Origin of the sequence: Cytobacillus kochii (assembly GCF_044790165.1) — a bacterium.
GTDB classification, from domain to species: Bacteria; Bacillota; Bacilli; order Bacillales; family Cytobacillaceae; genus Cytobacillus; species Cytobacillus kochii.
This window is the reverse complement of record NZ_CP085254.1, coordinates 1,125,351-1,139,656: the sequence shown is the minus strand read 5'-3', so window position 1 is coordinate 1,139,656 and position 14,306 is coordinate 1,125,351. Positions and strand designations below refer to the sequence as shown.

14 protein-coding genes and 1 riboswitch are annotated in these 14,306 nt (G+C 35.5%); of the genes, 9 read left to right on the top strand and 5 right to left on the bottom strand.

What is annotated here, in order from left to right:
• Positions 1 to 184 precede the first annotated feature (184 nt).
• Together LG276_RS06165 and LG276_RS06160 are read right to left on the bottom strand one after the other, a co-directional pair.
• Positions 185 to 1,423, bottom strand: coding sequence for an MFS transporter (locus LG276_RS06165; protein WP_404293876.1), 1,239 nt, complete (start codon positions 1,421 to 1,423; stop codon positions 185 to 187).
• Between the two features lie 374 nt (positions 1,424 to 1,797).
• Positions 1,798 to 2,220, bottom strand: a complete 423-nt coding sequence (locus LG276_RS06160) for an Lrp/AsnC family transcriptional regulator (protein WP_251162899.1) — start codon at positions 2,218 to 2,220, stop codon at positions 1,798 to 1,800.
• A gap of 162 nt (positions 2,221 to 2,382) precedes the next feature.
• On the opposite strand from LG276_RS06160, the gene LG276_RS06155 reads away from it, so the two are divergent.
• The 4 genes from LG276_RS06155 (at position 2,383) to queE (ending at position 4,863) form a co-directional block, all read left to right on the top strand.
• Entirely contained in the window at positions 2,383 to 2,583 is a 201-nt protein-coding gene (locus LG276_RS06155; RefSeq protein WP_251162898.1) for a DUF1272 domain-containing protein, read from the top strand.
• A gap of 341 nt (positions 2,584 to 2,924) precedes the next feature.
• Positions 2,925 to 2,969, top strand: a riboswitch (PreQ1 riboswitch).
• A 52-nt stretch (positions 2,970 to 3,021) separates the two neighbouring features.
• Positions 3,022 to 3,681, top strand: a complete 660-nt coding sequence (queC, locus tag LG276_RS06150; protein ID WP_224935043.1) for a 7-cyano-7-deazaguanine synthase QueC — start codon at positions 3,022 to 3,024, stop codon at positions 3,679 to 3,681.
• Positions 3,678 to 4,154, top strand: coding sequence for a 6-carboxytetrahydropterin synthase QueD (queD, locus tag LG276_RS06145; protein ID WP_404293874.1), 477 nt, complete (start codon positions 3,678 to 3,680; stop codon positions 4,152 to 4,154). The genes queC and queD overlap by 4 nt, the downstream gene beginning before the upstream one ends.
• Positions 4,147 to 4,863 (top strand): 7-carboxy-7-deazaguanine synthase QueE, encoded by a 717-nt coding sequence (gene queE / locus LG276_RS06140; RefSeq protein WP_224935038.1) that lies wholly within the window; start codon positions 4,147 to 4,149, stop codon positions 4,861 to 4,863. The genes queD and queE overlap by 8 nt, the downstream gene beginning before the upstream one ends.
• Positions 4,864 to 5,278: 415 nt before the next feature.
• Here queE and LG276_RS06135 read toward each other — a convergent pair whose 3' ends face one another.
• Positions 5,279 to 7,021, bottom strand: a complete 1,743-nt coding sequence (locus tag LG276_RS06135; RefSeq protein ID WP_404293871.1) for a helix-turn-helix domain-containing protein — start codon at positions 7,019 to 7,021, stop codon at positions 5,279 to 5,281.
• Positions 7,022 to 7,130: 109 nt separating this feature from the next.
• Here LG276_RS06135 and LG276_RS06130 point away from each other — a divergent pair, with 109 nt between their 5' ends.
• Positions 7,131 to 7,742, top strand: coding sequence for a DUF3298 and DUF4163 domain-containing protein (locus LG276_RS06130; protein WP_404293868.1), 612 nt, complete (start codon positions 7,131 to 7,133; stop codon positions 7,740 to 7,742).
• 68 nt (positions 7,743 to 7,810) lie between these two features.
• Here LG276_RS06130 and LG276_RS06125 read toward each other — a convergent pair whose 3' ends face one another.
• A complete protein-coding gene (locus LG276_RS06125) occupies positions 7,811 to 8,593 on the bottom strand; it encodes a sulfotransferase family 2 domain-containing protein (RefSeq protein ID WP_289433089.1) in 783 nt (260 codons plus the stop codon).
• Between the two features lie 158 nt (positions 8,594 to 8,751).
• On the opposite strand from LG276_RS06125, the gene cysC reads away from it, so the two are divergent.
• The 3 genes from cysC to LG276_RS06110 all read left to right on the top strand — a co-directional run bounded on the left by cysC (position 8,752) and on the right by LG276_RS06110 (position 11,766).
• Positions 8,752 to 9,348, top strand: a complete 597-nt coding sequence (gene cysC, locus LG276_RS06120; protein WP_224935030.1) for an adenylyl-sulfate kinase — start codon at positions 8,752 to 8,754, stop codon at positions 9,346 to 9,348.
• A 16-nt stretch (positions 9,349 to 9,364) separates the two neighbouring features.
• A complete protein-coding gene (gene sat, locus LG276_RS06115) occupies positions 9,365 to 10,507 on the top strand; it encodes a sulfate adenylyltransferase (RefSeq protein ID WP_404293866.1) in 1,143 nt (380 codons plus the stop codon).
• Positions 10,508 to 10,899: 392 nt separating this feature from the next.
• Positions 10,900 to 11,766 carry a sulfite exporter TauE/SafE family protein gene (locus tag LG276_RS06110; RefSeq protein ID WP_404293864.1) on the top strand — a complete coding sequence of 289 codons (867 nt, stop codon included), beginning with the start codon at positions 10,900 to 10,902 and terminating at the stop codon, positions 11,764 to 11,766.
• Between the two features lie 107 nt (positions 11,767 to 11,873).
• Here the strand turns inward: LG276_RS06110 and LG276_RS06105 are convergent, their stop codons facing one another.
• Positions 11,874 to 12,635: a kanamycin nucleotidyltransferase C-terminal domain-containing protein gene (locus tag LG276_RS06105; protein ID WP_404293862.1), complete on the bottom strand. Its 762-nt coding sequence runs from the start codon at positions 12,633 to 12,635 to the stop codon at positions 11,874 to 11,876.
• A 667-nt stretch (positions 12,636 to 13,302) separates the two neighbouring features.
• On the opposite strand from LG276_RS06105, the gene erm reads away from it, so the two are divergent.
• The gene (gene erm / locus LG276_RS06100; protein WP_404293860.1) at positions 13,303 to 14,160 is read left to right on the top strand and encodes a 23S ribosomal RNA methyltransferase Erm; all 858 of its coding nucleotides are present in this window, start codon (positions 13,303 to 13,305) and stop codon (positions 14,158 to 14,160) included.
• Positions 14,161 to 14,306: the final 146 nt, after the last annotated feature.

Sequence of the window (14,306 nt, the reverse complement as noted above, 5' to 3'; positions counted from 1 at the left end):
CTTTTTAAATCGTAAAAATTGTTGCTTTTACGTAGAAATACTTTAGTATCAACAGGAAATTGTTAAAATGACAAAAGAATTAAGCAAGTAAAAAAGAATCCTCATGGTTTTAAATTATAGAAATATTTAAACACGGTGCCTTAAGGTAGTATTTGCATTATTTATTGATCTATCGCGGCAGCTTTTAGATTTCAGCGTCTTCTATTCGAGCTTTTCTCATTGATGAAAGACTAAACCATAATCCGCATAAAATGAGGCCAGCTATCGAAATCCATAAAGCTGTTTTGAAACCTAGTCCGTCAGCGAGGGTACCTCCTAGTGGAGCGCCGATAACGACTGCACTACGGTTGATGGATCGTAGTGTGGCATTCATGCGCCCTTGGAAGTGGGATGGCGTGACATATTGTCGATATCCCATTTCAAGAGGACCTTCGATTCCCATAGCAAAGCCATAAAAGAGCTGGCCTACAATCACAAACATGAGAGCTATGTACGGCGAATCTGAGTTGTTAGCTGCTGGAGCTAGAGCCATCAAGATTACTGCTGGGCCATAAAGAATTCGAGAAAAAGCCATTGCACGCCCGACACCAAAGCGCACCCCGGCTCGAGAAGATAGTGAGGTTCCTGCGACAGCACCAACACCTGCAGCCGCAAGGACACACCCAAGGAGTAAGGCATCGAAGCCAAGTTCAATTAAAAACATGGATACTAGGATCGTCATCGTCATGCTATGAAAGAGAAACCAGGCGTGCGTGTTTAAAGCGAGGGGACGAAGATATTGGTGTTGATAGACCCATCGCAAACCTTCCTTGATTTGCTGACCAAGTGATCCAGTCTTCACTTTTTTTGAGGTCTGGTGTTTAATCGATGCCATTAATACACCTGAAAACAAATACGATAAGGCATCAAAAAGAAGGGCAATTGGTGCACCAATCAATGAGACAAGTCCGCCCCCAATGGCTGGACCGCTCGTTTCAGCAACCGCTGAGCTTTGTTCCAACCGTGCATTTGCACGTGTTAATAAAGGACGAGGGACTAATTGTGGCACAAAGGACTGGTGGGCAGAATCATTAAAAAGAGACAAAGTACCAAAGAGCACCAGCAGGAACATGAGTAAGCCAATACTGATTACTCCTGTAATAGACATAAAGCAAATGAAGGTAAGTATCATGCCGCGTCCTATATCTGTTACCACCAATACAGTCTTTCGATGAAAACGATCAACCAAAACCCCCGCTATTAATCCCAATAGTACATACGGAAGCCATCTAGATGCTGAAACCCAGCCAACATCAACAGCACTGCCTCCCATATTACCAACCACTAATACCTGAAGAGCCAGAGTTGTAATATATGTGCCAAAGCTTGAAGTTGTCGATGCAATCCAAAAACGAACAAAGCTTTTATGCTCCCTTAATTTCATCGGGACTTCACCTCTTTTGCCAAATTATCCATCTTATAAATATAGTAATCTATTCTCGACTCTATTCTCGACTTTCAAAAAAGTGTAAACATAGAATTTTATATGGAACGGACCTTGGGGGAATGATGCGTTGCTCTTTTTTCTTATGGAACAAAAAGTAGGTTAGCTGAAGAAGAAATGCTAAAAAAGCAATATCATTTATAAGGTTTGCTATTTTTAATATGATTTTTGTATTCCCTTTTTATTCTCACTACAAGAGGTATATGACCTTGCGATGATGACTTACAAGAGCCTTTAGGAATATATCCATTTTCAAAACAAATACATTGGAAAAGATGATTAATAATACAGCACTTTTTCTCATCAAAAAAGTCTTACTGTATTAATCTACTATCAACAGGTGAAGAGAGTCTAATCAATGTGGAGGGCTGTCCAAATGACATGGAAGCATCAATAAAGCTTTCCAAAGATTGGACAGAATCAGTTAAAACTTTAATTAAATAATTATATGATCCAGCCAGTCGATGACATTCAATAACACTAGAATGATTTTTGCAAAACTCTACAAATTGTTCACACTTGGTATTGTCGTATAGTATAAAAGCCATTATGGGTTTTTCTACTTTTTCTGGATTAATGATTGCTTTATAGCCAACTATTATCCCTTTTTCTTCAAGCTTCTTAACTCTCTCATTAACAGCAGGAGTAGATAATCCCACCTTCTTTCCTAATTCAGTGAAAGATGTTCGAGCATTTTCCTGTAAGTGCAATAATATATTTTGATCAATTTCATCCATATTTTTACCTCCTCATTAAAATTTTAAGTCAAACAAACTTTTTTAGTTAAAAAGAAAGATATTTTATAAAATTACAATAAGATTAATATGTAAAAATAGCAACCAATTTATTAGAATTAAACTAGAAAGTTTCCAAAATTATGATAATAAAGGAGATTAAATATGTCTTTAGAAATGAGGAGTAATTGCGAAAAATGTAACAAGGGACTTAATAAAAATTCTTTAGCGTATATTTGTACACATGAATGTACTTTTTGCAAGGAATGCACAGTGCATATGAATTATGTATGCCCTAACTGCGGAGGAGAACTCGTGAAAAGGCCAAGAAGGGAAATTTCATTTAGTTGTCCTATTAGTACATAAGTGTTGAGTACATTTTTAGAAATTACATGTATTTACGAAGGTAGTAAGTATTATAGAGAATATGTCTAGCATATTTCCACCAGTAAAAGGGGAAAATCATTTGAAACAAACTTTTTTAATTATTGATGCTCAACATGAAATAATTGAAGGGAATAACAAATACAATCACTCCATAAAGGAATGGTTGTTTTTTTATACCTTACAATCGGAAATTTCCAGTATTACTAAGTGAATATTTGCTGGACAACAACAATCTATGCGAAAAAGAGCCTAAAAAAGACGAATACTGCTCATTATTTATGTTATAATGACTAGCGACAACTTAAGTCAAATTCCGCTTAGCGGTAGAGGTTCTAGCTAAACCCTCTCAAAAAAACTAAGGAAAAACAGCGCCATTTTCTTAGTGGTGCTGTTTTTCTGTTTAAAAGGAGATTAATTATGAAAAAAAATGAAAAAGCCATTGTCGTATTTAGTGGCGGGCAAGACAGTACTACTTGTTTATTCTGGGCTTTGGAACATTTCTCTGAAGTAGTCGCTGTAACGTTTGATTACAACCAAAGGCATGCAATTGAGATTGACTGTGCCAAAGCAATTACAGCTGATTTACAAATTGAACATCATATTTTAGATATGACACTGCTAAACCAATTAGCGCCTAATGCGTTGACACGATCAAATATCGATGTCAAGAATGGTGAAGATGGGGCATTACCTTCAACCTTCGTACCAGGTAGAAATTTATTATTTCTATCCTTCGCTGGCATTCTCGCTTACCAAATAGGGGCAAGGCATATCATTACAGGTGTATGCGAAACAGATTTTAGTGGTTATCCGGATTGTCGTGATCAATTTATTAAATCATTAAATGTCACTTTAAATTTATCTATGGAAAGGCCATTTGTCATACATACGCCCCTTATGTGGCTAAACAAAGCAGAAACATGGGCGATGGCTGATGATTTTGGCAAACTTGATTATGTTAGAAATAAAACACTCACTTGTTACAATGGTGTCATTGCAGACGGATGTGGCGAATGTCCTGCTTGTGAGCTTCGAATGCAAGGCTTGACTCAGTATTTGCAGGTGAAAATGTCATGAAGGATTTATATGGCTTTCGTATAGTTGAGGAACTTCAGAAAATAGATGAGCATATTCAGAAAGACCAACTAAAATATCATCATAAAAGGGTACTCGTTAGTAAATCCTTTACATTTGATGCGGCCCATCATCTTCATGCTTATGAAGGGAAATGTAAAAATCTACATGGTCATACCTATGAAGTCATATTCGGTATTAGTGGCTATACTGATGATCGTGGAATCGTTGTTGATTTCGCAAATATTAAGCAACTTTGGAAAGAAGAAATTGAAATTCACCTCGATCACAAGTATATTAATGAAACACTACCACCCATGAATACAACAGCAGAAAACATCGTTGTATGGGTTTACGAAAAAATGAAAGAAGCGCTAGTAGATAGCCCGCAACAACTTAAAGTGGAATATGTCAAACTCTATGAAACTCCTACAAGCTTTGCTGAAGTAAGAAGGGAGTGGATGGAAGATGAGTAAAATACCTGTAATGGAAATCTTCGGACCAACCATTCAAGGTGAAGGCATTGTTATTGGCCAGAAAACGATGTTTGTTCGTACTGCTGGATGTGATTACGCTTGTACTTGGTGCGACTCTTCTTTTACTTGGGATGGTTCTAGTAAACATTTAATTAAACAAATGACAGCGACAGAAATTTGGCATGAGTTAAAAAACATCGGCGGAGATCACTTTGATTTTGTGACTATTTCTGGAGGCAATCCAGCATTACTAAAAAACCTAGGTGAATTAGTGACGCTTCTCAAAGACAAAAAAGTGCAAACAGCTTTGGAAACACAAGGTAGCAAGTGGCAAGATTGGTTTAAGGATATCGATTTTCTGACATTATCCCCGAAACCACCAAGCTCACAAATGGAAACCGATTTCAATAAGCTAGATGAAATTATTGCTCAACTTGAAGAAAAGCAACCCAATTTAAAAGTTGTGGTCTTTAATGAAGAAGATTTAGCTTATGCAAAAAAAGTCCACTTACGCTATCCAAGACTTTCCTTCTGCTTACAAGTTGGCAACGATGACAGCATGACAGTCAATAACGATGTGCTAAGAAGTAACCTACTAGCTAAATATGAATGGTTAGTAGAGAAAACAATGCATGATAGTGAATTTAAAAGTATAAGAGTTCTCCCTCAATTACACACATATATATGGGGAAATAAGCGCGGCGTTTAACGATTGGTTTTTCTCCTATTTCATATTGGTTCATCTGATGGTCCATATGAAATAATGAGGCGAATCCAATGACCAAACAAATCATAAATGGTATCTACCTGCTTATGATTACACATATACCCTGGCTCCGGTTAGGTATATATCTGGTGGGGCCACCAGGACCTTGACCTCCTGGAAGGACTTCTTGGCCTTTAGACCTCATAATTAAATGAATTAGAAATATACTTTTTTCACCTTAAAATCAAACACGAATGCATTCTACTTAAGGAAGCATCTATTTGCATACCGAACATAGAATAGCATTCGTGTTTATTTTTCATTACTATTCTAGCATCACTCTTTCTACAATAGAATTACACCTTTCTTGCCATTGCTAACGTAAATCTTCACTGTAGAGCCTTTATTTATTCTTATTTTACAAATGCTTTAGTTGATAAAGATCAAGTGCTATTCTTACATTCATACAATCCTCCAATGAATCAAGATTAATATTAAGCTTCTCTTCTATTTGCTGAATGCGGTAATAAACTGTATTAGGGTGTAGATGCATCTCTTCTGCTGTTTTCACTGCGTTTTTGTCCGTTTGTAAGTATGCGGTAAGTGTTTTTAGCCAATCATTTTTATTTGCTTGTACAATCTCTTCTAAGAATATCATCACAAAAGCAGTAGCATCATCATCCGATACATCGTTTAAGTATCTTCTATACCCTATCTCTCTAAATCCTATGACTTTACTGGCCTTTTTCCCTTGCTCAACTAAAAAATCAGGCATGATTTGTACATCTTTAAAAGAAATGTCGGCTTGTCTTAATGAATCGACAGATCGTCCTATATATATTAAATTTGGATGATAATATTGTTGAAGTCTCTCTGACCTCGTTTTTAATTCTTCTTCCCTATTCAATATAGAATCTTTAGAAGCGAGCATCACATAAACCATATCCCTACCTGGAAAACAAATAGTTAGAAAGCGATCTTGAAAGACTCTTTTCACCTGATTTTCTATTGAAATAAAACTCTCTAATGCTTCATCATTCATCAACCGTTCGATACCCATAAAGATACATTTGTCTTCGATACTAATCCCATATCTCTTCAAAGCTCTTTGTACTTCTTGAGTAAAGTTATTTTTCAATATATCTTTTAATAATTCTTCTTTTTCCGTGAGTTGATGCTTCATTTGTTCTTGCTGTTTCATTTGTTCAATGGCCATAATAGATGCTGCGTGCTTAAAAGCCAATTCACCAATTAAATTTAATTCCTTCTCCTGTTCAGTTACCACCAAAAAACCAATTGTACCGAAAGAAGACATCACCCCAATTGCTTGACCTACCCATTCTTCTTTTTTATAGATGTCAAGCAATCTTGGAATACTTAATTTCTTTGCATTTTTCTTTAACCATTCTTTTATATAGAAATGATGATCTTCAGAAGGAGGATAAGATGTTTTCAAGCGGTAAAGTGAATCAAAGTAAAGAATCGATCCGCTGAACTTTTCCGCTAGCTTCTTTACTAAAGAAAATGTACCGTCCCCTTTTAAAGCCACATGATTCAACTCATTATGTAAAGACAAAATGGTTTCTAATTCTTTTGTTTGTTTTTCCTTTTCTTGAAAAGCTCTAGCATTTACTATAGAAATTGCAATTTGGTGACCGATGGCTTCTAAAAACGCTAAGTCCTCATCGCTAAAAAATCCATCGTTCTTAAAATTATCTATCGTTAAAACACCGATTTTTTTATTTTGATGAATCAATGGCACAGACATACAACTTACAGGTATGGCTGCATGTACCGTTGACTCTAAATAATAATGCAAAGTTTGATTACGCATATTTCCCATTGCCTCTTTAATCTTCTCTGCCGTATGAATCATTTTGCTACAACCATCTTCAAAAACAGAGCCACTAATACCTTCCCCTGCTAAAAGCTTATTTTGTAAATACATCTCCTCTTTAAAGTTGTAAGCTCCTTCTATTTCTAAATATTCCATCTCTTCATTCCATAAAAGAAAGAAGCCTGCATCGGCCTTGTCTATTGATTCAATCACGGCCTCTATAATTTCTTGTACTAATTTTGTTAAACTCGTATTCGATGTAATATTTCTTGATACATTGATAAATGTATTTAATCTTTGTTTTATTTTTTCATTTTCATACACAGTTATCATCCTAAATTATTGTCATCATTTTATTATCATATATAAAACTTGTCATCGCAACATAACGATTCGTTCCACTTCATATGTTAGTTTCTAGGAGGTGTATGTGATGAATACATTTAAATTACCAGTTGGTATTCAACCGATCCATATCAAGCATGATCGTATAGATATTTTTAAACCGCAGGTAACTTCTTACACGCCCCCAGCTGCCCAACAAAAAATGAATCAAGCCATTTCAGATAGCTTAAATAAATTAATGAAAGATCAAGGTTACGGGCAACCACAAACTGAATTAACTGGTGGATTTGACTTAAAAAACAACCAAAAAGGTGTCCTAAGTTTAACTCTTACAGTTTATTCATACACAGGGGGCGCACATGGTCTTACTTTTACACGTGGATTAACATTTAACAGTTTGACTGGTAAGCAATATACACTTGGAGATCTCTTTAAAAAAAATAGTCCTTACAAAGAAAGGATTAACACTCTTATTAAACAGCAGTTGCAGGAAAGAGGTTTAACCACCGATCTTCTCGTACCCTATCCCGGAATCACAGATACCCAATCCTTTTATACTGCTGACCTCACATTGGTCATAATCTTTGATGTGTATAGCTTACTTCCATATGTTTATGGGACGATTTATTTCCCAATTTCACTTTATTCTTTGCAAGATATGATTAATGATGAGGGTCCCTTAGGTAAAATATTTTCTTAAATACGAAAGGATCCTCAGATGCACTTTTTCTTACAACTGAGGACCCGCTTCATTTGATAGCAAAAAAGTCAATATTCCCCTAGCTTATATCCGTAAAAATGCAGATCCACAGCAAAGATTTCCTCTACTAGTGCCTTCGTTTCTTCGTTAAATAAACTATTAACTGTAGGTAAATCCGGCAAATCCTCCTCATCATTGGCAAAATTGATTACTCGGTTTGCATAATCACCCTCTAGCTTCATTCTCGATGAAAAATGATGAGAGGATCTTGCTATCTCATTCATTGGTGAAGCTTTTAGTCCCGCAAGCCTTTCTAACTTTATTAATTCTTGTTGTAAATTCTCTAATTTCACATAACAAATAGGTGCTTGTTCTTCTCCAATTGTATATTGAGGCGCAATATGTTTATCTAATACATGTATGCTTTCGCCGAATGATTTCAATTTGAAGAGATAGTCTTTAAAAGACATACCTTCTGTAATGGTACTTCCTAATTGTGTTAAAAGCCACTCTCCGCTCAATGCATGATAAAAGGAACTAACCGCTCTTCTATAAGGGTTTCTCACGATTTTCACAATCGTTTTTTCACCATTTATTAATTCCTCTTTTAATTCATCCTCGTACCCTGAGCGTTTCCGAAGGACAAAGTCACGATAGTTATGCGTCATTTCGACATTCAACTGAGACAAATCCCCAGCCGCACCGATATGGTACATAAACCATTTATTCACAATTGTGCACCCATTTTTCGGAACCCATAAGAGAACGTATGGAAAATCGGTGGAAAAAAGCGGGATATAAGAAGACATCATCATGTTTTTAACTACTATTTCATTCATTCTTTTTGTCACTGTACGTCGAACTCCTTTCTCCTACTTATAGAATATGAGAAAGGTAATAAGCGGTTACGAATTTGGTGATTTACAGGCAAATGACCTGTACAAGCTGACCTGAAAATACATATGCATAATAATAAGTGAGACAAATATAAGATTGGAGGTTATTTTAAATGGATAGTAGAAAACACATCACTTGGTCTCAATCACAAGTCTCAAAAGAAAATCGGCAAAAATTACACAATCATAAAAGTTGTATGGTTTGGTTAACTGGTTTATCAGGTTCTGGTAAATCAACCATAGCAAACATTGTACAAACTAAATTATACGAATTAAATATGAGTACTTATCTATTAGATGGTGATAACTTACGGCACGGTATCAATAAAAACTTAGGATTTAGTAGTGAAGATAGAAAAGAGAATATTCGCCGTACAGCTGAAATAGGCAAATTATTTGTAGATGCAGGCATTGTTGTTTTGGCAGCACTGATTTCCCCGTTCGAGGAAGATCGAAAGCTAGCCCGCTTTCTTTTTACCGAAGATGAGTTTATTGAAATATATGTGGAATGTTCTTTAGAAGAATGTGAATTGCGAGATCCTAAAGGACTTTACAAGAAAGCCCGTTTAGGAGAAATCAAAAATTTTACTGGCATCGATCAAATATATGAACCTCCCCAGTCTCCAGACCTTGTTATTTCGACCAACTCGAAATCAGCTGAAGAGTGTGCAAATGAACTCGTAAACTACTTAATTGAGCGACTTAAGTGAAGGAGGAATAATGGAAATGACAAACTCTATTCCACATGGTGGACATTTAATTAATAGAAAAAACATAAATGCAAACACGAGTCATATCACTAAGCAGATCAAACTCGATGGTACCTCTTTATCTGACCTTGAACTAATTAGTAATGGTGCTTATAGCCCTTTAGAAGGTTTTCTAACTTCAACTGACTATTATTCTGTCCTTCATGAAATGAGACTAGCCAATCACCTTATCTGGAGCATTCCAATTACTTTACCTCTATCAAAAAAAGAAGCCGAGTTACTAAAAATCAATGATAAAGCGAATTTAGTCTATGATGGTTGTGTTTATGGATATATTGAAATTAGCGATATTTTTCTGCCAGATAAACAAAAAGAAGCCAGTATAATTTATCAAACACTCGACCGCAATCACCCAGGTGTCGACAAACTTTTTAATCGTGGTGAAGTTTATGTTGGCGGCCATGTCACATTAACAAAAGAAATCAAAAAAACACCTTTTCTTGAAGGGTTTCAATTAGAACCAGCAGAAGTAAGAAAATATATTGCTACCCAAGGGTGGGAGACGGTTGTGGGATTTCAAACAAGAAACCCCGTTCATCGCGCACATGAATATATTCAAAAATTAGCATTAGAATTAGTTGATGGCTTACTGCTTCATCCCCTTGTTGGCGAAACAAAAAAAGATGATATTCCAGCAGAAACAAGAATGAAAAGCTATCAAGTTTTACTAGCACATTATTATCCGCAAGAAAGAGTTTTATTGTCATCTTATCCACAGGCAATGAGGTACGCTGGCCCAAGAGAAGCACTTCATCATGCGATTGCACGAAAAAATTATGGATGTACACATTTTATTGTTGGCAGAGACCATGCTGGTGTTGGTGATTATTATGGCACATATGATGCCCAGAAGATATTTTCAACATTCCCTAAGGAAGAACTAGGCATAACCATATTACCTTTTGAACACACCTTTTATTGCATTAAATGTGATGGCATGGCCTCACATAAAACATGTCCACATGATACTTCTTTACACCTTCATCTTTCAGGAACCAAGGTAAGGGAAATGTTAAAACAAGGAACTGCTCTCCCTAAGCAATTTAGTAGGCCAGAGGTTATTGAAATTATTATGGATGCTATGAAAAAGAAGGAATAGAGAACGTTTTGTTTTTTTTTCATTCCACCTGCCGCATGATCACTTAAGCAAAAAGGCTACTTCCAAGCTAGCCAACTCGTTACGAAGAAGATTGCCTTAGACGAGTTAATTGATGAACATTGGTTAAAGAAAAAGCTCCAGTTAAGATCTGAATAATAATGATATTACCATCCTAGCCAGCTATTTTAGCTGGCTTCTTTTATATGAATTTAGATTGATTTCTCTTTAGCAAACTACCCTATAGATAACACTTGGAAACCCAAAAATAGAATTGATCACTTCCCCTAAATATGGTATTCCATTTGAGAAACACCTCATCTCATACACTTTCCATGCACCCTTGTACAAAAAAATCATATGTTAAATTAGATTACTTTTAAAGGGGAAGGACTATGAGGAAACTAATTATTTTTGCCATTATTGGTTTTTTTGCACAGTTAATTGATGGTTCCCTTGGCATGGCCTATGGCGTAACTTCATCAACTCTTTTACTCACTTTTGGAATCGCTCCTGCTGTCGCCTCAGCATCTGTCCATTTAGCAGAAGTTGTAACGACTGCTGCCTCAGGTGCATCACACATAAAGTTTGGCAATGTTGACAAACAAGCGGTTTTTCGTTTAATTATCCCGGGATCAATTGGTGCATTTATAGGAGCTTGCTTCTTAAGTCAACTACCTGGAGATGTGGTTAAACCTTATATTGCTGGATTTCTACTTCTTTTAGGTTTATTTGTTTTTTTTCGGTTTCTTTTCCAATACGAAGTAAAAAGGCAAAAACAAACTTTACATTTATCGCGCAAGCAAGCAATTCCACTCGGACTCATAGCCGGCTTTGCAGATGCAACAGGTGGTGGTGGATGGGGACCAATTGCCACACCTGTCTTACTATCCAAAAAAGGGATATCTGCTAGAAAAGTAATTGGCACAGTGGATACTAGTGAATTCGCCATTGCACTATCTGCTAGCGTTGGTTTTTTCATTGCTTTAGGCTGGGAAGAACTGAATTGGACTTGGGTCATTGCTTTAATGATCGGTGGCATTATTGCTGCTCCTATTGCAGCATGGTTAGTTAAAGTGTTGCCACCATATCTATTAGGAGTACTTGTTGGTGGATTTATTGTCCTTACTAACGCCAGGACCATCTTATTAACCTTCCAAACGCCTGATATTTGGATTTATCTAATCTATGTCGTTATTTTCTTACTATGGATGAGTGGTATTATTTTTGTCATCAGCAAGAATAAAAGAAATAAGAACTAATATCCCTTTATTTAGATACTAATAATATCTGATTAACCCAATGGCTATTGTTCAGATATTTAATAATGACAAAAAAAGTCATCTTCTCTCGTTTTGGAAGATGACTTTTAAAATGGAAAAGAATGTGAGCGATAGTTAATTCCAAGTTCATTGAACCATTGATTGATTCCAGTCCAAAGATGCTCACAAGCTTCATATATATTTTCACTAATGTCCCAATCTCTTTGAAGAATAAGTTTCACTAACTGTTCATAGCCATGAGGTTTGGTGGCAATTCCTAATGATTCTTCAAGCATCCTTGTTTTTGATCGAAAATAATAACGATTAGCTAAACCAATTAACTTAGCACTTTGTTCACAAAACTCCACCGCATTCAACAACAATGAGGTTTCATCCTGAATGAGCCTTAAGTTTCTTATTTTAGCCATCTTCACGTATAACTCTTCAATCATACACTTTTTCATTACATCTTTTATCTCGTAGCTAGATATTTGCAGGGGGAGGCTTTTCATTTTTGAGAAAAACATAATCGGATCATAGATAGGCATCGTATGTATGAAACGTGCAACGTTTAAGGACCAATCTGAATTTATTTCTTTCGCAGATGTTATGTATTGCTGTTTTTGCAGCGTCTCAATGGTCACCTTAAACGGCGGATAAATAAACTGAAAATCATCGATTCGTTGTCCATCAAAAACAATCACTTGAAAATTTATATCTGAATAAGGACCATCCTCATCAAGGGCAAATGAGCCATAGACACCGATAGCCATGATTTTCTCATCATATACTTTTAATAAACGTTCCTTCACAATATCGATGAATCTGTCTTTTTCGATTCGAGATGTTGGTTGTGGAAGTAAAAACATGATATCACTGCTTTCGTTGACTGAAGATTTCCTTTAGAAAATGATAATAGGATAGGCATTCACAATATAGGATGATATTAACCGGTATACTTCTCCCTCTATTATCGGTTAAATTTGAAAATAAGTCATCATTTTTGCAGAAAACTTCCTTTGTCAGTTTGGCTCTTTTTACTCTATGGCTCTGTTAAGGTATATATTGATAGTTAAAGAAAAAATACAACTTCCATAAAAACTTTGCACGGTAAAAAATTCAAAATATTTTGATTTATATTAATGAACGAGTTATAATAAAGAATGTATCATTAAATTATTATAAGGAGGATTATTAAAAATGGGTCATTCATATGTCAGACTTCGTATCTCAACTTTGAACTCATAAATTTAATACGTTCAAAGGCTCTGTTTTGTGTATACAGAGTAAACGGGATTAGTCTGCCCTTTTTTAAATAATCTTCATTTCCTACAAAAAATATGTAATGTGAAGAAAGGCTGAGTTATGCTTTTCTTTTTTTACGTATGATTACCTTTCTTTTTTAGCAAAAGTAGGTTTATTTGGTTGCGACTATCTAGGATTTACCCTTATCTTATGAAGATAGGCTTTCTTCCCTCTACTCTGAATCACAGGCAGATCCCTTTGATTTATTAATTTTCGAAGGGAAGAGATAGTATGACGAAGAAGAGTAAGAAGACCCATAAATACTGTGGAAAAAAATTAAAAAGTATGAAGTTCCCCAATTTTTCTGGGCAGCATCTGATGAGTAATAAGAAATTACTTAATGAAATTATTGAACGAGCAAATATAAATAGTAGTGATATAGTTTTAGAATTAGGAGCTGGGAAAGGAGCTTTAACCTCATTATTAGCGAACAGTGCAGGAAAGGTCCTTGCAGTAGAATATGATTTGAAGTTTGTCGAAATTCTAAAGAAAAAAACGGCACAGAATATTAATACGCAAATTATCCATAAGGACATTATGAAGGTTTTTTTACCTAATGAGCATTTTGTGGTTGTCTCGAATATACCCTACTCCATTACAACTCCGATCATGAAGATGCTTTTAAATAATCCATCAAGTGGATTTCAAAAAGGGGTCATTGTAATGGAGAAAGGGGCTGCAAAACGCTTTACCTCAAAGTCAGTCAAAGATTCTTATGTGTTAGCTTGGAGAATGTGGTTTGATATACACTATATCAAAGACATCTCAAGAAATAATTTTTCTCCCCCACCCAAAGTAGATTCTGCAATGGTTCTAATAACTAGAAGGAAAGAACCCATTGTCCAGAAAAAATATTATTTAGCTTTCCTTGGACTGGCACAATATGCCCTAAAGCAATCTAATGCCCCTTTAGATATTGCTTTGCGAGGAATATTTACACTTCCACAGTTAAAACATATAAAAAAAAGCTTAGGTATTTCAAATGGAACACCCATTGGTTCTTTAACAAATACGCAATGGGGGATTGTGTTCAATACGATGATTAATTATGTTCAACGACCTTTATGGCCAAAAGTTAAAAAGAAGTAACTGGCTGAGGAAGAAACGAGGTATCTCTCTAATTCAAAGAAATGATTGAAAATTGAAATGTAATTATTGTATACCTATGTCAATAATTAGGCCCGTAAACCTGATGTTCTTTCGTTGTATTCACTCCAATATTAATTATTTTGTAC